Origin of the sequence: Stenotrophomonas sp. AR029 (genome assembly GCF_047520695.2) — a bacterium.
Taxonomy (GTDB): Bacteria; Pseudomonadota; Gammaproteobacteria; order Xanthomonadales; family Xanthomonadaceae; genus Stenotrophomonas; species Stenotrophomonas sepilia.
On the sequence record NZ_JAXBQQ020000003.1, the window covers coordinates 1 to 23,233 of the forward strand.

The window sequence follows — 23,233 nt, forward strand, 5'->3', positions numbered from 1 at the left end:
TCCTGCAGGCGCCTTCACAAGATACCTGCGCATACTTTCAAAGATCCGGGGAAGTGGCCTCAGCGCCGTTCCCGTGTGCTGCGAAGTTTCCTTCGCAGCGAGCCGCCCATTATAGCCGGCTTTTCCGCTTCGTCAACACCTTTTTTCAAGGCCGTCTCACCGGAGTGGACGTTGTTGCCGATGCTGCTTCGTCGTTGGGCCCGAGAGCCGTTCGTCGTTGCGAGCCGCCTATTATGCCGGACTTTTCGAGTCCGTCAACACCTTCGTTCGATCAACTCGTTCGTCGGTGGTGGCGTCGCTGTTCGCGTGTCGTTTCCGGAGAAGCGATGCGCTGCAGCAAGGGGGCGAATTCTAGAGATCCTGCAGATTTCGTCAAGGCTTTTTTTTGCACGGTGATGACAGAAGCATCGCGACATCACGCATGACGTACGCTCGAAGATCACTGCGGCGTTGCCCGCGCGTTGCGCGGTCAACGCCGCACCCCCTATCAATGCAGGGATGCACAGTGGAGACAGAGCAATGAGCATGCAGGTGCGGCGCGCATGGTGGCGCGATCTTTCGATGCCAGCCATCGTCGCTGGCTTCATTACGGTGCTGGTCGGCTTCGCCAGCTCAGCCGTGATCGTGTTCCAGGCGGCACAGGCCGTCGGCGCCGACCAGGCGCAGATCGCCTCCTGGATGTGGGCGCTGGGGCTGGGCATGGGCGTGACCTGCATTGGCCTGTCACTGCGCTATCGCGTGCCGGTGGTGACGGCGTGGTCGACGCCGGGCGCGGCGATGCTGGTGGTGGGTGCCGGCGGCGCGTCGCTCGCCGAGGCCACGGGCGCATTCCTGCTGGCCGCCGTACTCAGCTTGCTGGCGGGCTTCTCGGGCATCTTCGCCCGACTGATGCAACGGGTGCCGATGGCGCTGGCCGCCGGCATGCTGGCCGGTGTCCTGCTGCGCTTCGGGCTGGATGTGTTCGTGGCCATGAATACCCAGCTGGTGCTGGCACTGGCGATGTTCACCACTTGGCTGGCCGGGCGCAGGCTGTTCCCGCGCTATGCGGTGATCGCCACGTTGCTGGTCGGCATCGCCGTCTCCGCGAGCCACGGCCTGCTGCACGCCCAGCAGGTGCATCTGCAGCTGGCGATCCCGCAGTGGGTGACGCCCTCCCTGTCATGGACCGCCGTGGCCGGCATCGCCCTGCCCCTGTTCGTGGTCACCATGGCCTCGCAGAACATTCCCGGCGTGGCGGTGATGCGCGCATCCGGCTACGACGCCCCGGTGTCACCGCTGATCGGCTGGATCGGTGTGGTCAATACACTACTGGCGCCGTTCGGTGCGTACGCGCTGAACCTGGCCGCGATCACCGCCGCGATCTGCATGGGCCGTGATGCACATGAGGATCCGGCACGCCGCTATACCGCGGCGATGGCGGCCGGTGCCTTCTACATTGTCGTCGGGCTGTTCGGCGCCACGGTGGCCGCACTGTTCGCGGCCTTCCCCAAGGAGCTGGTGGCCTGCGTGGCCGGTACCGCCCTGTTCGGCACCATCGGCAACAGCCTGGCCAGTGCGCTGGCGGTAGAGCGGGACCGCGAGGCGGCACTGGTCACCTTCCTGGTCACCGCCTCGGGCGTCTCACTGGCCGGCATCGGCTCGGCGTTCTGGGGGCTGGTGGCCGGTGCGCTGTGCCTGCTGGTATTGCGGGCACGGGCACCAGCCTGAGCAAACGTGTCAGGCCGCCATGCGGGCGACGGTGTTGATCACCCCGACAGCCGCCATGCCGATCACCACCGCCCAGACGCTGGTCCCGCCACGACGCTGCAGTTCGGTACGGATGCGGTGGTGCTGCCCGGCGTGAGCAGCCTTCACTTTGCCCAGCAGCCGCGTGCAATAGCGCAGGTACAGGGCATTGGCGGTCATCGCGATGGCAAACCGTGGCACCGCCAGCAACACCACCATGAGCAACGGATTGGCACGGGCCGCCAGCAGCGCGATGCCGAACAGGACCAGCTCGAAGAGGATGGCCGCCAGGTACATTTTCCGGTGCAGCAGCCAGTAGGTCGGCACCAGGAAGGCGGGCCAGTGCCACGGCCGCGGCGGCTTCGGCACTGGGCTGTCCAGGTGCCAGCGCTGGCGGTAGAGCGCTGCGTTGGGCCCCACGAGGAGGTTCAGATCGTCCGCGTCGGATGGAGCGGTCGCACCGTCCACCTCTGCAACAGGCGCGAGATAGGGATTGTCATCCGTCGGAGAAACCGGCGGGGTATCCAGATGATTCATGTCGGCGATTCCATGCCCGGGATGAACCCGCAGTAGCGGCAGGCATCGGTGAATCTGAAGCTGCTCCGGTCTCAGCCTGCCATTGCCTGGCCGACGAACATCGCCGCAACGACAATGATGGCAACCATGGCTGCGGCCGCTGCATTGGTATCACCCCGCTTGGACAGCTCGCTGCGCAGGCGTGCCTCGTCATCGCCCGCCAAGGCGCGCGCGCGGGCGATCTCACGCTGGCAATGCGCCAGGTACCAGCGATTGGCATACACCGCAGCGGTGACGTTGATCGCAAGGGTGATGACCATCGACACGCCTTCCGGTACGCCCAGCAACGCCTCGGCGATACTGAAGAACACCAGCATGCCAGCCCAGATCGCCGCCAGCCGGTACATCCGCCGGTACACCATCCAGATCACGCCGACCAGGAAGGCCGGCCAGTGCCAGGTGCCGTTGCCCTCGGCGATGCCCTGGTCCAGCCGCCAGCGTTGTCGATAGATCGGGAAGTTGCCGCCGACCACGGCGGCGTACAAGGCGATGTCGCCTTCCAGCTCCGGTACGGTCGCGGCCACGGGCGAAGCGGCGGGTGCACGGTAGGGGTCGGACGGATCAGCGGTCCGGGTATCGCTGACGGTGACCGCCGGCACCGGTTCAACCGGCGAGGGGTTCGGAGCCATCTGCGCCAGCGAAGGATCCAGTTCGGCCAGTGGCCGCCACGATGCCATCCCTACGCGCCACAGCAGCGTGCGTGCGGTTACGGTGCCGTCCTGCTGCAACCGGCGCAACCCGGCCAGGTCCACCGGCCCTTCGCTCTGCTTGCTGTTGGCGTACCACCACTGTGCTTCCTGCATGCCATCCATTCCTGTCGATCCCATCGCTACTCTGAAACTCCCGCCACGGCCTGCAGCGGTTCACTGGCCAGCACCTGCACAAGCTGGTGGCGCGCGCCGGGTGCAAGGGTAATCTGCTCTGGCCCGGCGTTGGCCACTTCCAGGCACACGTAATCGTGCCAACCGTCGCCGACATCGGCCATCTTCGCCGCTGCCTCCATGCCCGGGTTCCAGGCCACCAGGGTCTGGCTGCCTTCGCTGCGGATCTCGATCCGCCGCTGCAGGACGGGATCGCGCAGCACGTAGTGGCCGCCGACACCGGTATAGATGCGGTCGCTGCGCCCCGGATCGCGCGGATCACGCAGCGACCAGGGCCCCTGCTGCTGGCGCAGCTGCGCGCCGTCCTCGTACTTGTCCAGGTAGTGCAGGCCGTCGAGGCCATCGACCTCGACACGAGTGGCATCGCCGACCCGGAAGTAGCTGTGCAGGGCCTGGGTGAAGGTCACCGGCGAGGTTCCGGTGTTTTCGGTGGCGAGCTGCTGGCGCAGCTGGCGGCCGACGCGCAGCTGCATCTGCAGGCGCAGGCCGGGATCGGCGCAGGGCGCAGGTGCCAACTGCAGCTCTACCTCGCCGTCATCGCTCCGGGTGGCCTGCAGAAGCTCCCAGCGTGCGGTACGTACCAGGCCATGCGCCGGTGCATCGGCGCTCTTGCCCTGGCGACCGAACCACGGCCAGCACACCGGAACGCCACCGCGGATAGGCGTGGGCAGCTCGGCGCGCGTGGGCGAAAGCCACAGCAGATCGGGCTGCCCATCGGGAATGAACGACAGCAGCTGGCCACCAAACACACTCACGACCGCTGTGGCATTGGCGGTTCGCACCTGCCAGGCCTCCAGGCCGTGATACAGGCCGGTGCTGATGTCCGGATTCGACTGCATGCGATGACGCTCCTTGAAGACCGCGGCGATGATGTCGCGGTCAACGTGCCGCCGGCAAGGCATTCTGCCCAGCGGGTGCGATGGCGGCCGCCTCTTCCTGCAGCGTGCGCAGGATGCGCTGGCCTGCGCGGCCGTCCACCTCGCTCCAGCCCAGGCGCTGCTGCTCGGCCTGGATCGCGCGACGCGTGGCGGTACCGATCATGCCGTCGGCGGCACCGATGTCGTGGCCGCGGGCCAGCAGCAGGGTCTGCAGCTGGCGGCGCTCATCGCGGCCCAGGCCTGGATCGTCGGTCGGCCAGGCGGTAGCCAACCCGGTGCCGCCACGCAGCTGGTCAGCAAGCGTCGCGATCGCCAGCGCATAGCTTTCGGCAGCGTTGTAGCTGTAGATCGCGTCGTAGTTGCGGAACACCAGCAGCGCCGGGCCGTTGTTGCCGGCCGGCAGCAGCAGGGCGGCGCGCGCATCCGCCGGCAGGTTGGCCGGAGCCAACGCGCTGCCATCCAGCGCGGTCACGCCCTGCGCGCGCCAGTCGGCCAGGGCGCGACGCTGGGTGCGGCCGGCCTGGCTGGCGTTGAAGCCGGCGGGCACACGCACCTCCATGCCCCATGGTTCGCCACTGCGCCAACCGGCACGCTTGAGATAGTTGGCGGTGGAGGCCAGTGCATCGGGAATGCTGCCGACCAGATCGCGGCGGCCATCGCCATCACCATCCACGGCGATGCGTGCATAGGTGCTGGGCATGAACTGGGTGTGCCCGAAGGCACCGGCCCAGGAGCCGGTGAGCCCCTGTGCCTGCAGGTCGCCGCGGTCGATCAGCGTGAGCAGCGCCAGCAGCTCACCGCGGAAGAAAGGTTGGCGGCGGCCGGCGCACGACAGCGTGGCCAATGACTGCAGCAGCGGGCGCTTGCCGAACACGCGGCCGTAGTCGCTCTCCACGCCCCAGACCGCGACGATGGTGGCCGGATCGACGCCATACTGGGCCGACACGCGATCGAGCAGGTCGCGGTGCTGCTGCAGCAGGGCGCGACCATCAGCGACGCGTTGGCGATCAACCAGCGCGGCCAGATAGTCCCAGATCGGCGTGGTGAATTCGGGCTGTGCATCGAGCAGGCCGAGCACGCTGGGGTCCGGGGTGAGCCCGGCGGTGATCTCGTTGAAGCGGTCGGCGCCGATGCCCTGGGTCGCGGCGGTGGCCTGCAGGCCCGCCAAGCAGCGGCTGAACGCCGGATCGGTGCTGGCGGCCGAAGCCGCAGGCAGCGTCGGGTTCGACGCAAGGGCGGCCGCCAGGCCGAGCGTGGTCAGAACAGGCATGGCGTCCTCCGTGTTGCCGTTGCACGGCCATCTTAGGGGTAGGGATGCCGCCGAACCTGAAGGGGCACCGGCTGGCCACCACCTCAGGCGCGCCGCAGCAAGCGCAGGCCATAGGCGGGGCTTTCGGCATCCCATCGCTGCGCCACCTGCAGGCCCGCCTGCCGCAACAGCGCGTCGAAGCTGTCATCGGTGTACTTGTGGCTGTACTCGACGCGGATGGGTTCACCGGCGGCGAAGTGGAAAATGCGGCCATCCAGGTGGACGTCCTGTGCCCGCTGGCTGACCAGATCGGTCTCGATGCGCAACCGCGCAGAGCTGTAGCGTGCACGATGACGGAAGCCATCGAGATCGAAGTCGCTGCCGATTTCGCGGTTCAGGCGGGCCAGCAGGTTGAGGGTGAATGCGGCGGTGACGCCCTGCGCATCGTTGTAGGCCGCCTCGATCAACGCCGGGTCCTTGTGCAGGTCGATGCCGACCAGGGCCAGGCCATCACGCCCCATGGTCTGGCGCATCGCGCGCAGCAGCGCGACCGCGTCCTCGCCTTCAAAGTTGCCCAGCGTGGAACCCGGGAAGAACAGCAGCCGTCGCGCGGGTTCGCGTTCGGGCATGGGTACGGCGACGGGACGGGTAAAGTCGGCACAGACCGGCAGCATCTCCACCTCGGGCAGCGCCGGGGCCAGATGGTCGATGCTGGACAGCAGCGCGGCACGCGAGATTTCAATCGGCGTGTAGGCCACCGGGTCGTGCAGGGCGGCCAGCAGCAACGCGGTCTTGCGGCCACTGCCGCTGCCCAGCTCCACCACGTGCAGGTGCGGCCCGACGCTTCGGGCGATGTCCGGCAGTACCCGTGAAAGCAGGGCCAGCTCGGTACGCGTGGGGTAGTACTCGGGAGTATGCGTGATCTGCTCGAACAGGCGCGAGCCGCGTGCATCGTAGAAGTACTTGGACGGCAGCTGGCGGGGCGTGCGCAACAGCCCGGCCACCACGTCGGCAAGGATCTGCTGGCGGCCGGGAGTGAGATCGGTCAGCGCCTGCAGCGCGTCCTGCACCGTACTCATGCGAGATCCCTGGCTAGGCGCAGCCCGGAGAACTGCCAACGCGCCGGGGGCATGAAGAAGTTGCGGTAGCTGGCACGCACGTGGCCACGCGGCGTGGCGCAGCTGCCACCGCGCAGCACCCATTGCCCGCACATGAACTTGCCGTTGTATTCACCGAGGTTGCCGGCAAAAGGGCGAAAGCCCGGATAGGCGCCATACGCGCTGTGGGTCCATTCCCATACATCGCCGAACAGCTGCCGCAGCCCACTGCCCTGCCCCGCCCGAGGGTGCAGCTGATCGTCGTCGGCAAAATGGCCACGCAGGGGCTGCGACGCAGCGGCGGCTTCCCACTCGAACTCGCTGGGCAGGCGCGCACCAGCCCAGCGGGCGCAGGCATCGGCCTCGTAATAGCTGAGATGGCAGACCGGCGCATGCGGGTCCAGTTCTCGCCAACCGCCGAGGGTGTACTCGCGCTGCAGGGCATCGTCCCAGTACAGCGGGTGCTGCCAGCCCTCGGCTTCGCGCAACGCCCAGCCTTCGCTCAGCCACCAGCGCGGCTCGCGGTAGCCGCCAGCCTCGATGAAGGCGAGGTACTCGCCATTGCTGACGGGACGCTCTGCCAGTGCGTGTGCAGCCAGCAGCACGCGGTGCGGCGGCGATTCGTTGTCGTAGGCGAAGGCGGTGTGCTGCGGCCAGGCTGCGGCGCCAATGGTAATGATGCGTTCGGGTGATTCGATCCAGCCCTGCGCACTGGCAGCGCTGGTGGCAGGCTGCAGGTCATCACGGTAGGCTGGCTGCAACGGATTGCACCAGAACGCATGCTTGATGTCGGTCAGCAGCAGTTCCTGGTGCTGCTGTTCGTGCTGCAGGCCCAACTGCAGGTGCTGCAGCGCCTGCTCATCAAGGTCGCCTGCCGCCAGTCGCGATTGCACCTGTGCATCGACCTGCTGGCGGTAGTCGCGCACCTGCTGCAGCGAGGGCCGCGACAACAGACCGCGTTGCGGCCGCGCGTGCGCCGGACCGATGCTTTTGTAGTAGCTGTTGAAAAGATAGTCCCAGGCTGGATCACGCGCCGGCGCACTGGCGAATCCTGCCAGCACGAAGCGTTCGAAGAACCAGGTGGTGTGGGCCAGGTGCCACTTGCTGGGACTGGCGTCGGCCATGCTCTGCAGCATGGCGTCCTCTGCACTGAGCGGTGCGGCCAACTGCAGGCTGCGGGCACGAACACGTGCGAAGTGGTGGGCGAGGTCGTGCTGCGGGGCAGCGACGGCGGTGGGTACGCTGTCCATGCCTACAGCATCGGCGCAGTGCGGTGAGTGCGACGTCATGGCGGCACACTGCCCCATTCACATGGTTGCGGGCGTACCTTTTCAAGAAGCGCGTGTTCAAGAAGCGGGTGAGGACGCCGCTAACGGCAGTGTTGCGGCCGCATCGTCACCGCACTGGACTTCCTGCGTGCCCCTGCATCCACTCCGCCAGCCTGCGCATTACCTGTTCGTGCTGCCCGCCGTGCTGGTCGTCCTGGTGCTGTGGATGGCACTGGGCACCGAGGATGTGGCCAGCCCCGCCCAACGCATCCTGCCCTGGCTGCTGGCCTGCCTCGGCGCGGGCCTGGCCCTGCTCTACCACCAGATACGCACGTTGTGCCTGCTGCTGGTCGTGGCGGTGGTGTTCGCCCTGCTGCACCGGGACGTCGGGGGCTACCTGCGCAGCGGCCATGTCGACGCCTTGACTCCGTTGCGCTTCCACGCAATCTCGGCCTGGGTGCCGCTGCTGTTTGCCGGGCTGGCAGTGTGGCCGGAACGCGGACGCCGACGCCAGGACCTGCTGCTGCGCAGCGTGGTCTGCGGCGCGGCCCTGGTGATCTTCCTGCTGCTTGCGGCACAACAGCCGCAGGGCATGCACGATCTGCTGTCGAGCCGTCACTGGGCCTGGATTCCCGCCGACTGGAATGCGCTGGCGCAGCTGCCGGCGCTGCTGTTCCTGCTGGCGAGCGCAGCGCTGGGCTGGCAGGCGTGGCGGCATCCGCGGCCACTGCACACGGCGATGCTGCTGGCCCTGCTGTGCCTGTGGTGGATGTTGCCGCGGATCTTCCTGCAGCCGGTACTGCTGCCGGCGCTGAGCAGCGCCGCCCTGCTGCTGATGCTGGGCGCGATGCTGCAGGAATCCTTCCACATGGCCTTCCGCGATGAGCTGACCGGCCTGCCCGGGCGAAGGGCGTTCAACGAGACCCTGCAGCGGGCGCGCGGCACCTACAGCATCGCGATGGTGGACGTGGACCACTTCAAGTCGTTCAACGACACCCACGGCCACGATACCGGCGACGACGTGCTGCGCCTGGTGGGGTCGCGGCTGGCGCGTGTCGGCGACGGTGGCCGAGCGTTCCGCTATGGCGGCGAGGAATTCGCGGTGGTGTTCCTGGACCGCCCAGCGGCGGCCTGCATCGAGGCCGTCGAAGCACTGCGGCAGAGCATCGAGGACACCCGCATGCAACTGCGCGACCGCAGCACCCGCAGCCGTGACGACGAAGCTGGCCGTCAGCAGCGCGGACGCGGCGGCACCGGCCAGGTGGTGCAGGTGACGGTCAGTATCGGGCTGGCCGACAGCCGCGTGGATCCGCGACCGACGGCAGTGCTCAAGGCCGCCGACCAGGCGCTGTACATGGCCAAGGACGGAGGTCGCAACCAGGTCCGCGCGCACGGCGGCCAGCGCCTGCTGGCTGCATCCAGTGCGTAGGGCTCAGACCGCGTCGAGGTAATACCAGCGGCCGTCGATGCGCCGGAATCGGCTGTGCTCGGTCATTCTCACCGCGCTGCCGCCGCCGATGCGGTAGCGCGCGGTGAAGCGCACTTCAGCACTGTCTGCGCCGGTGACCGCGTGGTCGTGCACGGTCAGGCCCAGCCAATGGGTGCGCTGGCCTGGCGCATCGCCCAGCGACAACTCGGCCGGACGCGTATCCGGATGCCAGGTGTGGCGCAGGTAGTCGGCCAGGCCCCGCACATACGCGCTGTAGCGCGAACGCATCAGGTGCTCGGCATCGGGCGCGGCTTCACCGGCATGAAAACGACCACAGCAGGCGGCATAGTCGGCGGGAAGGCCACAGGGGCAGGGATCGGCGGATTTTCGGCTCATGCCGGCATTGTCGCCGGGTTGCAGGGATTGATGCACGCGCGGCGGGAGTCACCTGGAGCAGGACAGGCGTATGCTGTCGCGCCCCCACCTTGATTGATCGCCGTGCTGGATCTGGTTCCCCCTGAGTTGTGGTGGCTGGTGGTGATCGCCTTCATCGCCGGTCTTGTGGATGCCGCCGTGGGTGGCGGTGGCCTGGTGCAGCTGCCCGGCCTGTTCACGGTGCTGCCGCAGCAGACGCCGGCGATGCTGTTTGGTACCAACAAGTTCAGTTCGATGTTCGGTACCGGTGCGGCTGCGTGGCGCTATGCGCGCAATGTGCGCTTCCCGTGGAAACCGGTACTGTTCGCGGCCGGCACGGCCTTCATCTTCTCCTTCGCCGGGGCCACTGCGGTAAGCCTGCTGCCCAAGGACGCGGTGCGCCCACTGGTGCTGGTGCTGCTGATCGCGATGCTGGCCTACACGCTGTGGAAGAAGGACTTCGGCGCGTTGCACCGGCCCCAGGAGATCGGCCGCCGTGAACTGGTGATCGCGCTGGCGATCGGTGCGGCGATCGGCTTCTACGACGGCTTCTTCGGGCCGGGCACCGGCAGCTTCCTGATCTTCCTGTTCGTGCGCTTCTTCGGCCTGGATTTCCTGCGCGCCTCGGCGGCGTCGAAGGTGGTGAACCTGGCGACCAACGTGGCGGCGATCTCGTTCTTCGTGCCGACCGGCAACATCCTGTGGTTGTTTGCGCTGCCGATGGCCACAGCCAACATCATCGGCTCGGTGGTGGGCACGCGCCTGGCGCTGAAGGGCGGCACGCCGTTCATCCGCAAGCTGTTCGTGGGGCTGGTGGTGGTGCTGATCGCGCGGATGGCGTGGGATACGTTCCGCGGTTCGTGAATGCGGTTGCCGCCCGGCGCCCGCCACTACCGAACCCCGCCCATGGGTAGTGCCGGCCGCTGGCCGGCATTCCCCTTCAATCGGCCGGGTCAGGCCTCAGCTTCTTCCGGTTCGTTGGCCTGCTGGCGGCTGCGCTCGGGCAGCTTCAGGCGCTTGCCCTCTTCGTCGTACTCGATCAGCAGCACGCCGGAGTCGTGACGGCCGCTGATTTCGACGAAGCAGGCGCCGCCGATGAACGGTTCCAGCGTCATCACCGACTTCAGCGGGGTGGCAACCACCATCTGGAAGCCGAAGTTGTCGAAGATGTTCATTGCCAGTGCGGTGAACTCGTTGTCGGCCTTGTCGAAGGCCTCGTCGAGCACGACCGCGGCGTAGCTGGGCAGCTGGCTGTCGGCGCCGCCGAGCTGGTAGCGCAGCGCAGCCGCCAGGCAGGTAGTGGCCAGCTTCTGGCGCTGGCCACCGGACTTGCCGGCGCCGCTGCGGTAGATCTCGACCTGCTGGCGCGTTTCCGCATCCAGCTCGACGCCGATGAACTCCACGTGCATGCGCACGTCCAGCACCAGCTCGCGCCAGCGCTTGTCCTCGCCTTCCTGCGAGCCGAGGCGGTTGACCAGCTGGCGCAGCACGGTGAACTGCGACTCGGCCAGCTCGCGCTGCTCGGTCTGCTGCTGCGACAGCACCTCGCGCAGCTGCAGGTGGAACTCAGCGACCTCCGGCAGGCGGCGGTCGCTCAGTTCGATGGTCAGCAGCGTGCCACGGTTGAACGGCACCTGCTCCAGGCTGGCGTTCACCTCGTCCAGGCGCTGGCCGATCGACTTGCGGGCCTCTGCGCTGTGGCGCTGCAGGGCCAGCAGGTTGTTCTTGCTCTGGTTCTGCAGCAGGTCGAAGAAGCGCTCTTCGTGCTGTGGCAGGCCGTCGCGTTCCAGCCGTTCGAGGCGTGCGAGGAAGTCCTCGGCCGAGGCCACCGACACGGTGAAGTCGCCCGACTCCTCCGGCCACTGCTGGATGAAGCGACGGAAGCAGCCGATCAGCTGGTTCTCGATGCGGTTGAGGTCCTGCTGCGAGGACGACAACTGCTCGTTCAGCGCGTTGCTGACCTGGCGCATGTGCGCTTCGAGCGTTTCCAGGCTGAGCGGCCCCTGTTCCTGCAGGCGCTCGGCGAGGCCGGCTTCCTGCTCCTGGGCCAGGCTCGGCAGCACCAGTGCGCGGCTCTGCTGGCGTGCGCGGTCAAGGCGATCACGTTCCTTGACCAGCTGGCCGCGCTCGACGCGGACGTCTTCATAGGTGCGGCGGGACTGCTCGATGTCGGCGCGCACGGCGTCGATCTGCTTGGCCAGCTTGGCGAGATCGGCGTTGCCTTCACGCAGGTCGCGCAGGGTGGCTTCGATATCGCTCAGGCGCTGCTGCGGAGCGGCGATGTCGATCTCGTTCCAGCTGATGCTGACCAGCTCGTGGCATGCCAGGCGGCGTTCGTTGTCGCGATCACGCTGCCCGCGCAGGCGCGCGATGTCGGTCTCGCAGCTGGCGATGCGCTTGGCCAGTTCCTGTGCTTCGCGCTCGAAGGCGCCCACCTTGTCGTGGTTGTTGAAGCCGAGGATCCAGCGACGGCGGTCGCCCACCGCACTGCGGTCGTCCTTCTCGAAACGGTCGCCGGGATGCTTGACCTGGCCTTCGCGGGTGATGCCGCGGTCGACGTTGCGCAGCTGCCTGGCATCCACGCATTCGTAGTCGAAGCGCTTGCCCAGCTCGCGGCGCAGCCAGCTTTCGAATACATGCTCGCGCAGTTCAAGCTTGTGCAGCAGCGACTTCGCCGACGGCTCACGGGCGAATGCATCATCGTTGCGGCGCACGCGGTAGTAGGTGAAGCGCATGCCAAGGTGGGTACGGTTCACCCATTCGGCGACGTCGTTGTAATGCTTGTCGTCGACCAGCAGCGACAGCGCGAAGCCACCCAGCACGCGCTCGATGGCACCCTGCCAGCCCTGCTCTTCCGAGCGGACCTGGATCAGTTCGCCGACGAAGGGCAGTGCCGCCTCGGCGATGCCGGTTTCCTCGGCCAGGCGTGCGCGCAGCTTCTGCATCGGCGCCGGGATGTTGGAGGGCGTGCGCTGCATCGCTTCAAGTTCGGCACGGACCTCGCCGAAGCGGCGCTCGTCATCGCGCTTGCCGCCCAGGCGGTCACTGATCGCGTCGTCCAGTGCCGAGGAGGCACGCTGGCGGTCCTGCAGCTCGTTCTGTGCGCGCTCGACCAGTTCGGCGAAGCCATGGGCGTCGTCCGGCAGTTCGGCCCCCAGCTGCTGCGCCGCCTGGCGTGCCTGCTCGCGCTTGGCCTGACGGCGGTCGCGCTCAGCTTCGGCACGACCCTGCTCGCGTTCCAGTTCCTCGATGCGCTCACCGCCCTGCTGGCGGCGCTGCAGCTCCAGTTCGGCCAGGCGCTCGGTGTGATTGTCCAGTGCGGCACGGCGCTGGGCTTCTTCGCCAAGCAGGCCGCGGTCACGCACGTCCATCTCGCGCAGGCGCGCCTCGATCAGCGCTTGGCGCCGGCTTTCGCGGAAGCTGTCAACACCGAGCTTCAGCGCTTCGTCGTCGCCACGACGGCGGTGCATTTCCTTCAGATCGTTGTAGTAGGCGCGCGCCGGCAACAGGGTTTCCACCTGACGGCGGGCAGTGACCACCGCTTGGTGCGCGCCATCAAGCTCGGCGAAGTCGCTGACCAGGCGCTCGGCGGCGTCGAAGGTCTTCGGCGTGTCGAGCATGAAGTCGCGCAGGAAGACGTTGAGGTCGCCCAGGTTCTTCGCCGACTGCGTCTTGTGCAGCAGTCGCAGCGCCATCTCGTTGTCGATGCCGAGCAGGTCGCGGAAACGCTCGGCGTAGCCGGAGAACGTGTCGAAGTGGTGCAGGTCGGGCAGCTTCTGCTTCAGCTTGCGCAGGTCCAGGTCGAAGCCGCCGAGGTCCTTGGCGATGTCGAACGGGCGCTCGGCGATCATGTAATGCTTGCGCACATCGCCGGCCGAGGTGCCGTTGCCGGAGATCCAAAGCAGGCGCACCAGGCTGACCACGCGGCCATCGCCGGCGCGGTATTCCAGCACCAGCGCGGTCCAGGTCGCGCCCTTGCGCAGGTACTGGGTGGCGATTTCGCCGGTGCCGCTGTCCTGCTGGTCGGCCCACGCGCCGCGCACGTAGGACACCAGGTTGCGGTCGCGGCCACTGCGCTCGGCTTCACGTGCAGCGGCGTTGAAGTCGACGATGGCCGGTGGCGTCAGCAGCGCGGACATGGCATCGAGCAGGGTCGACTTGCCCGAGCCGGAGCGGCCGACGAACAGGAAGCCGCGCTCGGCGATCGGTACTTCGGTCAGGCCGTTGAAGGTGCCCCAGTTGTGCACCTGCAGGCGGCGCATGCGGAACTGCTGCAGGCGCGGGTCCGGCAGGCCTTCGTTGAACAGGGCGGGAGTGTGCTTGGAGATAGCCATGCGATGGTCGGGTCTCTCAGGCCTCGGCGGCCGGGGTTTCACGCAGCTGGCGGTAGACCGCCGAAAGCTGGGACACGTCTTCGGCGGAGAACAGCAGCTTCAGCGCCGGCGAGACTTCGTGGCGGTCTTCCTGGCCGCTGAGGCGGGTCAGGATGTGGTTGTCCTTCATCTTCTGCACCGCCGATGCGACGCGACGGTTGAAGCCGGCGCGGTCGGTGGACAGGTTCTTTTCGTAGATGGCCAGCGCTTCGGCCATCTCGGCGTCGGCGACCACCGCGCGGTTGCCGCGCGCATCGGCCTCGGCCAGCTGCTGGCGCAGGTACAGCAGCAGCACCGAGTCGATGAAGGTCAGCGGCGAGGTGCGCAGCAGCACCGGCGCATCGACGTCTTCGGTATCGGCCTGGCGGGTGAACGCCACGCCACTGTCGCGGTCGAGCACCAGTTCCAGGAACAGGTCGGCCAGCGACGAGCGGATGGCCGCCTCGCTGCGGATCAGCGCCGGCCACAGCTTGGCGTGGCGCAGCTGGTCGATGCTGGGGCCGATCAGCAGCTGGCACAGCGCACGGCGCGCATCCAGCGGCAGGCGCCCGGTATCGCCGAGGTAGTACACGTCGTTGCCACGGCGGGGCTGCGCCACGGCCGCCACCGGCTCGGCCTCGTAGGCGTCTTCCGCCACGTCGGCCTGCGGTGCGTCGATGGGATCTTCATGCCAGCTCATGGCGTCTCTCCTGGGTGAACCAAACCAGCGGGATGCGGGCGCGACGGATCTGGCCGTCGCCACCACGCCATTGCGCAAGCTCCTGCTCGCCGGCGATCACGTTGCCGAAGCGCGTGCCCAGCGACAGGTAGCCGATGACGCTGCCAAGACCCTGCGGCGCTTCGCGCTGCGAAAGGGCCTGGGCGATGCTGAGCCGCGGCTGTGCATCGAGCAGGTCGTGCAGGTCGCGGCGCAGGGTACGGAAGTCGATTTCGGACGAAGCGACCAGATCGCCAACGCTTTCCAGGCTGATCGCGGCTGCGTCGTTGTATTCGACGTTGCCATCGACCTGGGCGCTGCGCGGATCGTGCAGTTTCCATTGCGACCACGAGCGCAGGCGGCTGGTGGTCAGCTGCAGGTCGCGGCCGATGCCGCGTTGTGCGGGGAACTCGTCGCGCAGAGCGAGCGCTTCGGACTGCGCCTGCTTGAGCAGCTGGTTGAGGCGACGCTGTTCCAGATAGCCACGGCTCTGCACGAAGCCGCGCAGGCTGCGCGCGAAGTTCTGCAGCACATCGTGCACCTGGCCACCGCGCTCGAGCATGGTGCTGGTGAAGCCGCGCAGGAAGTTGCGTTCGTTGCGGTCCAGGCGGCGGGCGAAGCCACGCGCCAGCACCGCTTCCAGCGCGGCATCGAGCTGGGCGCTCTGCTCGGCGTCGTTGAGCAGGCGCCAGAAGGCCTGGAAGCTACGCCCGGCATCACTTTCGCCAATCACGTCCACGCCTTCGAACAGCTGCGACAGCACATCGCCGCGCTCGCCCTCGTCGTCGATGATGCGTTCGCGGAACTCGCGGTTGAGCTGCTCGAAGTCGTCGCGCACGCGGCGGAAGTCCTCGGTCAGCTCGTCGGCCAGGCCGATGATCTGGCGCGCACGTTCCAGCGCGCGCTTGCCGTCCAGCGCGATCACACGGCCGGCGCCGACACGGGCGATCTCGGCGTCGATCCGGTCGCGCTCGTCGCGCAGCGCCGACAGGCGGGCGTCCGGATCGGATTCGGTCTGCGCGGCCAGCTGCGAGAGCTGTTCGATGACCAGCGCCAGCCGGCTCTCGGTGGCGGCCACACGGGCCTGCTCGAGGCCGTCGGCAAAGCGGATCGCCTGAAGCGCCGCGGTCGAAAGCTCGTACTGCTCCTGGTCGGCGCCCTCGGGCAGGCGGCGTTCCAGCCAGCCCTGGGCCAGCCAGTGCGCGATGTAGGCCTGCGCGGTACGCGGCAGCTCGCGCGACAGTTCGTCGCTATTGAGCTGATCCAGCGCACGCTGCAGGCGCTCGTTGAGCACCGACGAAGGCAGGGTGCGCTCGCCGTCCATCAACAGCCCCTGCAGCAGGCCGATGATTTCCGGAGCGTGGTCGGCGGCGAGCAGCTTCCACTGGGGCTGTTCGCGCAGATGGCGGTAACGGGAGATGCGTTCGCGATGCTTCATGCAGCGAAAGGAGTCATGAGGGCTGGCGGGGAGGGGCAGCCACGCACGGCGGCCGCGCCGGCATCCGTGGGCATGCCGGCCCGCAGGGGCCGGCGGGGTGCGGGCAGGCGGCTCAGCGCTTGCCGCCCACTTCGATGAAGCGCAGGAACTCGGCGCGGGTACGCGCGTCGTCGCGGAAGCTGCCCAGCATCTTGGAGGTGACCATGCTGACGCCGCGCTTGTGGATGCCACGGGTGGTCATGCATTCGTGGGCGCCTTCGACGACCACGCCGACACCGATCGGCTGCAGCACATCCTGGATGCACTGGGCGATCTGCGCGGTCATCTTCTCCTGCACCTGGAAACGGCGGGCGTAGGCTTCGACGACGCGGGCCAGCTTGCTGATGCCCACCACCTTGCCGGCCGGCAGGTAGCCGACATGCACGCGGCCGATGATCGGCGCCATGTGGTGTTCGCAGTGGCTTTCGTACTCGATGTCGCGCAGGACAATGAGTTCGTCATAGCCTGCCACTTCCTCGAAGGTGCGCTCCATGTAGGCGCGCGGGTCATCGCGGTAACCGCTGAACCAGTCGCCATAGGCTTCGGCGACACGGCGGGGGGTATCCAGCAGGCCTTCGCGGGACGGGTCCTCACCGGCCCAGCGCAGCAGGGTGCGCACGGCATCCTCGGCCTGGTCCTGGGTCACGTCGCCCTGCTGGGCGGCCTTTTCGTTGTTCTTGCTCATTGCGTACAGCGTCCCGAACGGGGGGCGAGCATCGTACCCGACCGGGGGGTGGGTCGTCCTGTTGGGACGGTTCATCGGGGGGTTCTTGCGGCGCCTCGTTGCTATCGGTTTGGAGGGGGAGAGGGGGCTGCGCAGGACACGCCGTAAACCCGTCCATGGGGGCTCGATGGCGCCATCCATGGCGCCAACGGTCCTGCGCAGCCCCCTCTCCCCCCTCCTTGACGGTTTCCTGCGGGCGCGGCCGAACCGCCCGAAAGCGGGGTCAAAAGCTTGGGTTCATGGCTTCGGAAGCGCCGCGCGACTGCGCGACTGCTGTGGTAGGTGCGGACCGTTGGTCCGCACAGCTTTGGCTGCTGCTCCTGCCTCCAAAGAGCCAACCCACCGCGTCCGCGGGCTGATGGGAGGGAAGCGGGGGCCGGGCGGGGCAGGACCGTCCGCGGCATGGATGCCGCGGCCGAGCCCCCCAAGGGTGAGGGCGCTTTGCTTGCGAGGCATGCCTCGCAAGCGCCCGAACGCACAGCCGCCAGCGGCTGGGCCGGACCCTGGAGGGGGGTTCACGGCGTGTCCTGCACCGTCCGGCGCCCGCTGCCCCACCCGACACCAGGCAGGCGCAACGCTTTCCTAACACCCCACCCATTCAGAAAAACCTATTGATAGGAATGAAATTAGTAGTATCCTATCTATCTCTTATGGACCGACCCCTCGACGAGCGCACCGTGCTGCAGATGCAGCTCAGCTCCGGCCTGCTTTATGCAGGGCGGCAGTGGCAGCGCCTTGCCGACAGCCGGCTCGGCAGCTACGGCATCTCCACCGCCTGCACCATGCCGTTGCTGATGATCGGCCGCTCCGGCGGTGGCATCCGCCAGGTGGCGCTGGCCCAGCAGCTGGGCATGGAAGGGCCTTCGCTGGTACGCCTGCTGGACAAGCTGTGTGCCAGTGGCCTGGTCCGCCGCGAGAGCGACGCCAGCGACCGCCGCGCCAATCTGTTGTGGCTGACCGACGAGGGCCATGCGCTGGTCAGCGAACTGGAAGATCAGTTGATCGGCCTGCGCCAGGACGTGTTCGGCGAGCTTTCCATGGATGAACTGCACGCCGTGCTGAAGGCATGGCGCCTGCTGGCCGAGGCCGCCGACAGCATCACGTAAGAGCGCTGCCCCCGAACACCGCCGCTGCCGTGCACACGCCAGCGGCTTTTGCCCGTTGCTGTTGTTTCGTTGTCCCTCCCCTCCCCCACCTCGTCCCCGCCCCCTACCGATGCCCGGTGAATTCAGTCTCCACGGAGTGTTCGTCCCGACCCTGCTTGGGTTGATGGTGTTGGCCTATCTGGTCAACAGCGGCCTGCACGCGCTGCTGCAGCGTGCCGGCGCCTACCGCCATGTATGGCACCCGGCGCTGTTCAACCTAGCGCTGTACGGGATCGTGCTTGGCCTGCTGTTCCACCTCCTGCGTTGGATGCAATCGTGAACAAGATCGTGAAGAAGACCCTGCCGGTGCTGCTCACCAGCGCAGCCGTGATCGTCGCCCTGCTGGTGCTGCGCCAGCTGTGGGTCTACTACATGGATGAACCCTGGACCCGCGACGCCCACGTCGGCGCCGACGTGGTGCAGGTGGCGCCGGACGTGTCCGGGCTGGTGGAAACGGTGAACGTGGCCGACAACCAGGCGGTGAAGAAGGGCGACCTGCTGTTCGTCGTCGATCGCGCCCGCTACCGCATCGCGCTGGAGCAGGCCAAGGCCAGCCTGGCCGAGCGCCAGGCCTCGGTGGCACAGCTGCGCCGCGAGATCGGCCGCGACCGCAGCCTGCAGGACCTGGTCGCCGCCGAGGATGCCGAAGTGCGCCGCGCCAAGCTGCAGGCTGCACAGGCGGCGCTGGCCACCGCACAGGCCGCGGTCGACCTGGCCGAGCTCAACCTGGGCCGCACCGAGGTGCGCGCGCCGGCCGATGGCCGCGTCAACGACCGCACGATGCGCGTGGGCGACTACGTGGTGGCCGGCAAGCCGGTGCTGGCGTTGCTGGATACCGGCTCGTTCCGCATTGATGGCTATTTCGAGGAAACCCGACTGCGCGGCGTGGCGCCGGGGCAGCGCGTGGACATCCGCCTGATGGGCGAATCGGCACCGCTGCACGGCCATGTCGAGAGCATTGCCGCCGGTATCGAGGACCGCTACCGCAGCAACGGCAGCACCCTGCTGCCGAACGTGACCCCGGCCTTCGACTGGGTGCGGCTGGCGCAGCGCATCCCGGTGCGCATCGCCATCGACGAAGTGCCCAAGGGCGTTGAGTTGATTGCCGGCCGTACCGCCACGGTGACCGTGGACACCGGCCGCCATCCGCACAACGGCAAGGCCGGCACTTCGCCGACACAGGCGGGCCTGTGAACGCCGCCCTGCCCCGTCTCGGCCTGATCGTCGCACTGGCCAGCCTGGCCGCGTGCAAAACCGTCGGCCCGGACTATGCACTGCCGGAAGGTTCGGCGTTCAAGCGCCCGGAGGCCAATGCGGCCTTCATCGATACGCAGAACCCGCAGATTGCCGCCAACCAGGCGCTGCCCGACCGCTGGTGGTCGCTGTACAACGACCCGGTGCTGGACGGGCTGATCACCCAGGCACTGCGTGACAACGTGGAACTGAAGGCCGCCGATGCGCACCTGCGCCGCGCTGCCGCCGTGTACGAACAGGCGCTGGACGCGGGCGGCTTCGAGTACGAGGCCGAGGCCGGCGTCAGCCGCGCGCAGTTGTCGGCCGAATCGTTCCTGCAGGAGCACGAGCTGCCGGTGATCAACCTGGCCGATGGCAAGTTCGCGGTCAGCTACCAGTTCGACCTGTTCGGCAAGCTCAAGCGCGGCGCCGAAGCGGCGCGAGCCGACGAACAGTCGGTTGCCGCAGCACGTGACCTGGCCCAGGTCAGCGTGGTCGCGCAGGTGGCCGACAGCTACCTGGAGATCTGCCACGCCAACCACGAGCTGCACGTGGCCGAGCATTCGCTGCAGCTGCAGCAGCGCAGCCGCACCGTTACCGAGCGCCTGATCGCCGCCGGCCGCGGCACACCGCCGGAACTGGCCCGGGCCAATGCGCAGGTGGCGCTGCTGGAGGCGGCACTGCCGCCGCTGCGCGCGCAGCGTTCGGCCGCGGCCTATTCGCTGGCCGCACTGCTGGGCCAGACCCCGGGCCAGCTGCCGGCCGGGGTGATCGACTGCGCGCACGCGCCCGGCCTGGCGCAGCCGCTGCCGGTCGGTGATGGCCGTGCGCTGCTGCAGCGCCGCCCGGACGTGCGCCAGGCCGAACGCAAGCTGGCCTCGGCCACGGCGCGGATTGGCGTGGCCACCGCCGAGCTGTATCCGGACATCCGTCTGGGTGCCTCAGTGGGCGCCGCCGGCCTGCTGGAAGACTTCGGCACGCCGATGACCCAGCAGTGGTCGATCGGCCCGCTGATCTCGTGGACACTGCCCTCTTCGGGCACGCATGCCCGCATCCACGCCGCCGAAGCCGGTGCCGACGCGGCCCTGGCCGAGTTCGACCACACCGTGCTGCAGGCACTGCGCGAGACCCAGACCGCGCTGGACCGCTATGCGCAGGACCTGCGCCGGCTGCAATCGCTGCGCGTGGCGCAGGAGCAGGCCGCGCTGGCCGCCGAGCAGAACCGCCGGCTTTACCAGGGCGGCCGCACACCCTACCTGTCCAGCCTGGATGCCGACCGCAGCCTGGCCAGCAGCGACGCCACCCTGGCCGCCGCCGAAGCGCAGGTCTCGCGCGACCAGATCCACCTGTTCCTGGTGCTGGGTGGCGGCTGGCAGGCATCGGTTGCCCCGGCTGCACCGTCCACCGCACAGGCCACGGCGAAGTAAGCCATGAACGCGCTGACCGATCGCCAGGCCTGGCTGTTCTCGATCAAGACCTACCTGGCCGCGGTGGCCGCGCTGTACATCGCCATGGCCGGCAACCTGTCGCGCCCATACTGGGCGATGGGCACGGTGTACATCGTCAGCCAGCCGCTGCTGGGCCCGACCCGCGCCAAGGGCGTGTACCGCATTGTCGGCACCCTGGTGGCCGGGCTGGCCACGCTGCTGGTACTGCCGGCGCTGGTGGAAACCCCGCTGGTGCTGAGTGCGGCGATGTCGATCTGGCTGGCCGGTTGCCTGTTCATGGCCCTGCTCAATCGCGGCCCTCGCGGCTACGCGTTCCTGCTGGCCGGCTACACCACCGCCTTCATCGGCTTCCCGGCGGTAACTTCGCCGGAGACCATCTTCGACACCGTGGTGGCGCGCAGCGAGGAGATCATCCTCGGCACGGTGGTGGCCGTGCTGTTCGCCTCGCTGTTGTTCCCGGCCTCGGTGCGGCCGATGCTGCGCGCCCGGATCGGCAACTGGATGGAGGACGCTGCGCAGTGGTGCCGGCAGATCCTTGAGCGTGGCCGCGCGCATGCGCCGCGCAACCGGCTGGCTGCCGACCTGGTGCAGTTCGAGGCACTGATCGAGTTCCTGCGCCGCGACGATCCACGCCATGCCGGGTCTGCGGTGTCGATGGAGCGGCTGCGCGAGCGCATGCTGTTGCTGTTGCCGGTGTTGTCGTCGATCGCCGATCGCCTGAGCGCGCTGCGCAGCGATGGGCAGGCCCTGCCGGATGGGCTGCCGGCGCTGGTCGACGACATCCGCGAGTGGCTGGATGGCCCGACCAACGCCAGCGAGTACGCGCGGCTGCGCGCGCGCATCAGCGCGCTGAAGCCGCAGGTGGACCGCGACCTGCAGCACCTGCAGCTGGCCAGCCTGCTGCTGCGCCTGGAAGAACTGGTGGACCTGTGGCAGGACTGCCGCACCCTGCAGCACGCGATCGACCAGGGCACGGCGCCGTTGGATCGCGCGCACTACCGCATCCGCACCGAACGCGTGGCCGCCGACAAGCACGTCGACTACGGCATGGCGCTGTTCTCCGCGCTCAGTGCCGGCGTAGCGCTGATGAGCTACTGCGTGCTGTGGATCGCGCTGGGCTGGGAAGGCGGCGGCAACGGCGCGATGATGGCGGCGGTGACGGCCGCATTTTTCGCCGCACAGGACGATCCGGCCCCCAGCATGGTGCAGTTCCTGGTGTGGGCGATGGTCGCCTCGGTGGTGGCGGGCGTGTACCTGTTCGGCGTGTTCCCAGCCGTGCACGACTTCGGCCTGCTGGCGCTTGTGCTGGCGGTGGCCTTCCTGCCGCTGGGACTGCTGCTTCATCATCCCAAGAGTGCGCTGTTCGCGCTGCCGCTGACAGTCAATCTGGCTGCGTTGCTGAGCCTGCAGAACACCTACAGCGCCAACATCCAGACCTTCCTCAATTCGTCGATCGCGATGTTCATCGGCATTGGCTTTGCAGTGGTGATGACCCGCCTGTTCCGTTCGGTAGGTGCCGAGTGGACCGCGCGCCGGCTGGTGCGGCAGGGCTGGACCACGCTGGCCGAAGCCGCCGAAGGACGTGGCCAGCAGGATCGGCAGCGCTTCGCCGCACGCATGCTCGACCTGCTGGGCCTGCTCGCACCGCGCCTGGCAGCGACGCCGGAGGGCAGCGACATTGCCTCGGTGGACATGCTCAACGAGGCGCGCATCGGCCTGAACATCCTGCAGCTGCGTCGTGCACGGCTGGAACTGCCCGAGCGCAGCCGCGAAGCCGTCGAGCACATCCTGGAAGAGATCGCTGGGCACTACCGGCGGCAGATCGCGGCGCGCAGGCCGATTGCTGCAGACCAGGCGCTGCGCGAGCGGCTGGATACCTCGCTGGGCCGGGTTGGCAGCGTGGCGGCGTGCAAGGCCCGCGACGAGGCGCTGATGGGCCTGGTCGGCCTGCGCTTCGCGCTGTTCCCGGAGGCCAAGGCGTTGGCGCCGGGCCTGGCCATGGACACGGCGACGCAGCCGTAGCGCGCTACCCTGTGCGTCCACAGACCCCGTTGCCGGGGTCGGATCCTTCGCCGCGGGCGAAGGCTCTGACCCCTGCTCTGCACAGGAAGCTCCAATGAGTTACGACATGATGGTGTTCGAGGCCAGCGCCGCGCCACGCGAGGCGGCGGCTTTCATCGCCTGGTTCGAAAAGCAGACGCAGTGGAACGAGCGCCACGAGTACGACGACCCGGCAGTCAGCAGCCCGGCGCTGCAGGCGTGGTTTACGGAGATGGCGCAGGAATTCCCGCCGTTGAACGGACCACTGAGCAACGACGATGACGACCGCGCCGAGGTGACCGAGTACAGCATCGGCCGGCAGGTGATCTACGGCGCGTTCGCCTACTCGGTGGCCGAGCGCGCGCACGGGCGGGTGCAGGATCTGGCCGAGAAGCACGGCGTGGGCTTCTTCGACGTGAGTGCGGATGAAGCGGCGATCGTGTTTCCTGATGGGTTGGTACTCATCGCGTAGATCCACGCCATGCGTGGATGACCACCAGAACGATCGAAGCGCGCTTTTGTAGAGTCGAGCCACGCTCGACTCCGTGGCCCATCAGCCGAGCATGGCCCGGCTCTACA

Annotated in this window: 20 protein-coding genes; 9 read left to right on the plus strand and 11 right to left on the minus strand. The window is 68.0% G+C overall.

Annotated elements, in window-relative coordinates; all coding sequences use genetic code 11:
- The first annotated feature begins 519 nt into the window (after positions 1–519).
- A complete protein-coding gene (locus ACM0PB_RS12300) occupies positions 520–1,707 on the plus strand; it encodes a benzoate/H(+) symporter BenE family transporter (RefSeq protein ID WP_414604819.1) in 1,188 nt (395 codons plus the stop codon).
- A gap of 9 nt (positions 1,708–1,716) precedes the next feature.
- On the opposite strand, the gene ACM0PB_RS12305 is transcribed toward ACM0PB_RS12300, so the two are convergent.
- From ACM0PB_RS12305 to egtB, 6 genes are all read right to left on the minus strand, one after another.
- A complete protein-coding gene (locus ACM0PB_RS12305; protein WP_065186597.1) occupies positions 1,717–2,262 on the minus strand; it encodes a DUF2628 domain-containing protein in 546 nt (181 codons plus the stop codon).
- Positions 2,263–2,333: 71 nt separating this feature from the next.
- Positions 2,334–3,104 carry a DUF2628 domain-containing protein gene (locus ACM0PB_RS12310; protein WP_065186598.1) on the minus strand — a complete coding sequence of 257 codons (771 nt, stop codon included), beginning with the start codon at positions 3,102–3,104 and terminating at the stop codon, positions 2,334–2,336.
- A 26-nt stretch (positions 3,105–3,130) separates the two neighbouring features.
- Entirely contained in the window at positions 3,131–4,021 is an 891-nt protein-coding gene (locus ACM0PB_RS12315) for a D-hexose-6-phosphate mutarotase (RefSeq protein ID WP_065186618.1), read from the minus strand.
- A gap of 40 nt (positions 4,022–4,061) precedes the next feature.
- On the minus strand, positions 4,062–5,330 hold the full coding sequence (locus ACM0PB_RS12320; RefSeq protein ID WP_139728019.1) for a lytic murein transglycosylase: 1,269 nt from the start codon (positions 5,328–5,330) through the stop codon (positions 4,062–4,064).
- An 83-nt stretch (positions 5,331–5,413) separates the two neighbouring features.
- Positions 5,414–6,388 carry an L-histidine N(alpha)-methyltransferase gene (egtD, locus tag ACM0PB_RS12325; RefSeq protein ID WP_005421314.1) on the minus strand — a complete coding sequence of 325 codons (975 nt, stop codon included), beginning with the start codon at positions 6,386–6,388 and terminating at the stop codon, positions 5,414–5,416.
- Entirely contained in the window at positions 6,385–7,656 is a 1,272-nt protein-coding gene (egtB, locus tag ACM0PB_RS12330) for an ergothioneine biosynthesis protein EgtB (protein WP_065197368.1), read from the minus strand. Before egtB ends, egtD begins: the two co-directional genes overlap by 4 nt.
- 166 nt (positions 7,657–7,822) lie before the next feature.
- Here egtB and ACM0PB_RS12335 point away from each other — a divergent pair, with 166 nt between their 5' ends.
- Complete coding sequence (locus tag ACM0PB_RS12335; protein WP_053496752.1) at positions 7,823–9,103, plus strand: GGDEF domain-containing protein; 1,281 nt, start codon at positions 7,823–7,825, stop codon at positions 9,101–9,103.
- A gap of 3 nt (positions 9,104–9,106) precedes the next feature.
- Here ACM0PB_RS12335 and ACM0PB_RS12340 read toward each other — a convergent pair whose 3' ends face one another.
- Positions 9,107–9,499, minus strand: coding sequence for a YchJ family metal-binding protein (locus tag ACM0PB_RS12340; protein ID WP_032954755.1), 393 nt, complete (start codon positions 9,497–9,499; stop codon positions 9,107–9,109).
- Between the two features lie 102 nt (positions 9,500–9,601).
- Here ACM0PB_RS12340 and ACM0PB_RS12345 point away from each other — a divergent pair, with 102 nt between their 5' ends.
- Positions 9,602–10,381 (plus strand): sulfite exporter TauE/SafE family protein, encoded by a 780-nt coding sequence (locus ACM0PB_RS12345; protein WP_053496761.1) that lies wholly within the window; start codon positions 9,602–9,604, stop codon positions 10,379–10,381.
- Between the two features lie 89 nt (positions 10,382–10,470).
- Here ACM0PB_RS12345 and ACM0PB_RS12350 read toward each other — a convergent pair whose 3' ends face one another.
- The 4 genes from ACM0PB_RS12350 to folE all read right to left on the minus strand — a co-directional run bounded on the left by ACM0PB_RS12350 (position 10,471) and on the right by folE (position 16,749).
- On the minus strand, positions 10,471–13,851 hold the full coding sequence (locus ACM0PB_RS12350) for an ATP-binding protein (protein ID WP_005421304.1): 3,381 nt from the start codon (positions 13,849–13,851) through the stop codon (positions 10,471–10,473).
- Between the two features lie 16 nt (positions 13,852–13,867).
- The gene (locus ACM0PB_RS12355) at positions 13,868–14,569 is read right to left on the minus strand and encodes a DUF4194 domain-containing protein (protein WP_005421303.1); all 702 of its coding nucleotides are present in this window, start codon (positions 14,567–14,569) and stop codon (positions 13,868–13,870) included.
- A complete protein-coding gene (locus tag ACM0PB_RS12360) occupies positions 14,556–16,025 on the minus strand; it encodes a DUF3375 domain-containing protein (protein ID WP_053496749.1) in 1,470 nt (489 codons plus the stop codon). Before ACM0PB_RS12360 ends, ACM0PB_RS12355 begins: the two co-directional genes overlap by 14 nt.
- Positions 16,026–16,137: 112 nt before the next feature.
- Positions 16,138–16,749, minus strand: a complete 612-nt coding sequence (gene folE / locus ACM0PB_RS12365) for a GTP cyclohydrolase I FolE (protein WP_065179742.1) — start codon at positions 16,747–16,749, stop codon at positions 16,138–16,140.
- A gap of 689 nt (positions 16,750–17,438) precedes the next feature.
- Between folE and ACM0PB_RS12370 the strand changes: the two genes are divergently transcribed.
- From ACM0PB_RS12370 to ACM0PB_RS12395, 6 genes are all read left to right on the plus strand, one after another.
- A complete protein-coding gene (locus ACM0PB_RS12370) occupies positions 17,439–17,894 on the plus strand; it encodes a MarR family winged helix-turn-helix transcriptional regulator (RefSeq protein ID WP_414604818.1) in 456 nt (151 codons plus the stop codon).
- A 109-nt stretch (positions 17,895–18,003) separates the two neighbouring features.
- Positions 18,004–18,213 (plus strand): DUF1656 domain-containing protein, encoded by a 210-nt coding sequence (locus ACM0PB_RS12375; protein WP_025875651.1) that lies wholly within the window; start codon positions 18,004–18,006, stop codon positions 18,211–18,213.
- On the plus strand, positions 18,210–19,127 hold the full coding sequence (locus tag ACM0PB_RS12380) for an efflux RND transporter periplasmic adaptor subunit (protein ID WP_065179028.1): 918 nt from the start codon (positions 18,210–18,212) through the stop codon (positions 19,125–19,127). The genes ACM0PB_RS12375 and ACM0PB_RS12380 overlap by 4 nt, the downstream gene beginning before the upstream one ends.
- Positions 19,124–20,593 (plus strand): efflux transporter outer membrane subunit, encoded by a 1,470-nt coding sequence (locus tag ACM0PB_RS12385; protein WP_111174917.1) that lies wholly within the window; start codon positions 19,124–19,126, stop codon positions 20,591–20,593. The genes ACM0PB_RS12380 and ACM0PB_RS12385 overlap by 4 nt, the downstream gene beginning before the upstream one ends.
- 3 nt (positions 20,594–20,596) lie before the next feature.
- Positions 20,597–22,636 (plus strand): FUSC family protein, encoded by a 2,040-nt coding sequence (locus ACM0PB_RS12390; RefSeq protein ID WP_329844225.1) that lies wholly within the window; start codon positions 20,597–20,599, stop codon positions 22,634–22,636.
- A 94-nt stretch (positions 22,637–22,730) separates the two neighbouring features.
- Positions 22,731–23,126 carry a hypothetical protein gene (locus ACM0PB_RS12395; RefSeq protein WP_065186604.1) on the plus strand — a complete coding sequence of 132 codons (396 nt, stop codon included), beginning with the start codon at positions 22,731–22,733 and terminating at the stop codon, positions 23,124–23,126.
- The last annotated feature ends 107 nt before the right edge of the window (positions 23,127–23,233 follow it).

Excerpts from the sequence above, each read along its gene's own strand:
- ACM0PB_RS12340 (WP_032954755.1), bottom strand. The coding sequence starts at position 9,499 with ATGAGCCGAAAATCCGCCGATCCCTGCCCCTGTGGCCTTCCCGCCGAC.
- ACM0PB_RS12350 (WP_005421304.1), bottom strand. The coding sequence starts at position 13,851 with ATGGCTATCTCCAAGCACACTCCCGCCCTGTTCAACGAAGGCCTGCCG.
- folE (WP_065179742.1), bottom strand. The coding sequence starts at position 16,749 with ATGAGCAAGAACAACGAAAAGGCCGCCCAGCAGGGCGACGTGACCCAG.
- ACM0PB_RS12310 (WP_065186598.1), bottom strand. The coding sequence starts at position 3,104 with ATGCAGGAAGCACAGTGGTGGTACGCCAACAGCAAGCAGAGCGAAGGG.
- egtD (WP_005421314.1), bottom strand. The coding sequence starts at position 6,388 with ATGAGTACGGTGCAGGACGCGCTGCAGGCGCTGACCGATCTCACTCCC.
- ACM0PB_RS12355 (WP_005421303.1), bottom strand. The coding sequence starts at position 14,569 with ATGAGCTGGCATGAAGATCCCATCGACGCACCGCAGGCCGACGTGGCG.
- ACM0PB_RS12370 (WP_414604818.1), top strand. The coding sequence starts at position 17,439 with ATGGACCGACCCCTCGACGAGCGCACCGTGCTGCAGATGCAGCTCAGC.
- ACM0PB_RS12320 (WP_139728019.1), bottom strand. The coding sequence starts at position 5,330 with ATGCCTGTTCTGACCACGCTCGGCCTGGCGGCCGCCCTTGCGTCGAAC.
- egtB (WP_065197368.1), bottom strand. The coding sequence starts at position 7,656 with ATGGACAGCGTACCCACCGCCGTCGCTGCCCCGCAGCACGACCTCGCC.
- ACM0PB_RS12305 (WP_065186597.1), bottom strand. The coding sequence starts at position 2,262 with ATGAATCATCTGGATACCCCGCCGGTTTCTCCGACGGATGACAATCCC.
- ACM0PB_RS12315 (WP_065186618.1), bottom strand. The coding sequence starts at position 4,021 with ATGCAGTCGAATCCGGACATCAGCACCGGCCTGTATCACGGCCTGGAG.
- ACM0PB_RS12300 (WP_414604819.1), top strand. The coding sequence starts at position 520 with ATGAGCATGCAGGTGCGGCGCGCATGGTGGCGCGATCTTTCGATGCCA.
- ACM0PB_RS12395 (WP_065186604.1), top strand. The coding sequence starts at position 22,731 with ATGAGTTACGACATGATGGTGTTCGAGGCCAGCGCCGCGCCACGCGAG.
- ACM0PB_RS12375 (WP_025875651.1), top strand. The coding sequence starts at position 18,004 with ATGCCCGGTGAATTCAGTCTCCACGGAGTGTTCGTCCCGACCCTGCTT.
- ACM0PB_RS12390 (WP_329844225.1), top strand. The coding sequence starts at position 20,597 with ATGAACGCGCTGACCGATCGCCAGGCCTGGCTGTTCTCGATCAAGACC.
- ACM0PB_RS12360 (WP_053496749.1), bottom strand. The coding sequence starts at position 16,025 with ATGAAGCATCGCGAACGCATCTCCCGTTACCGCCATCTGCGCGAACAG.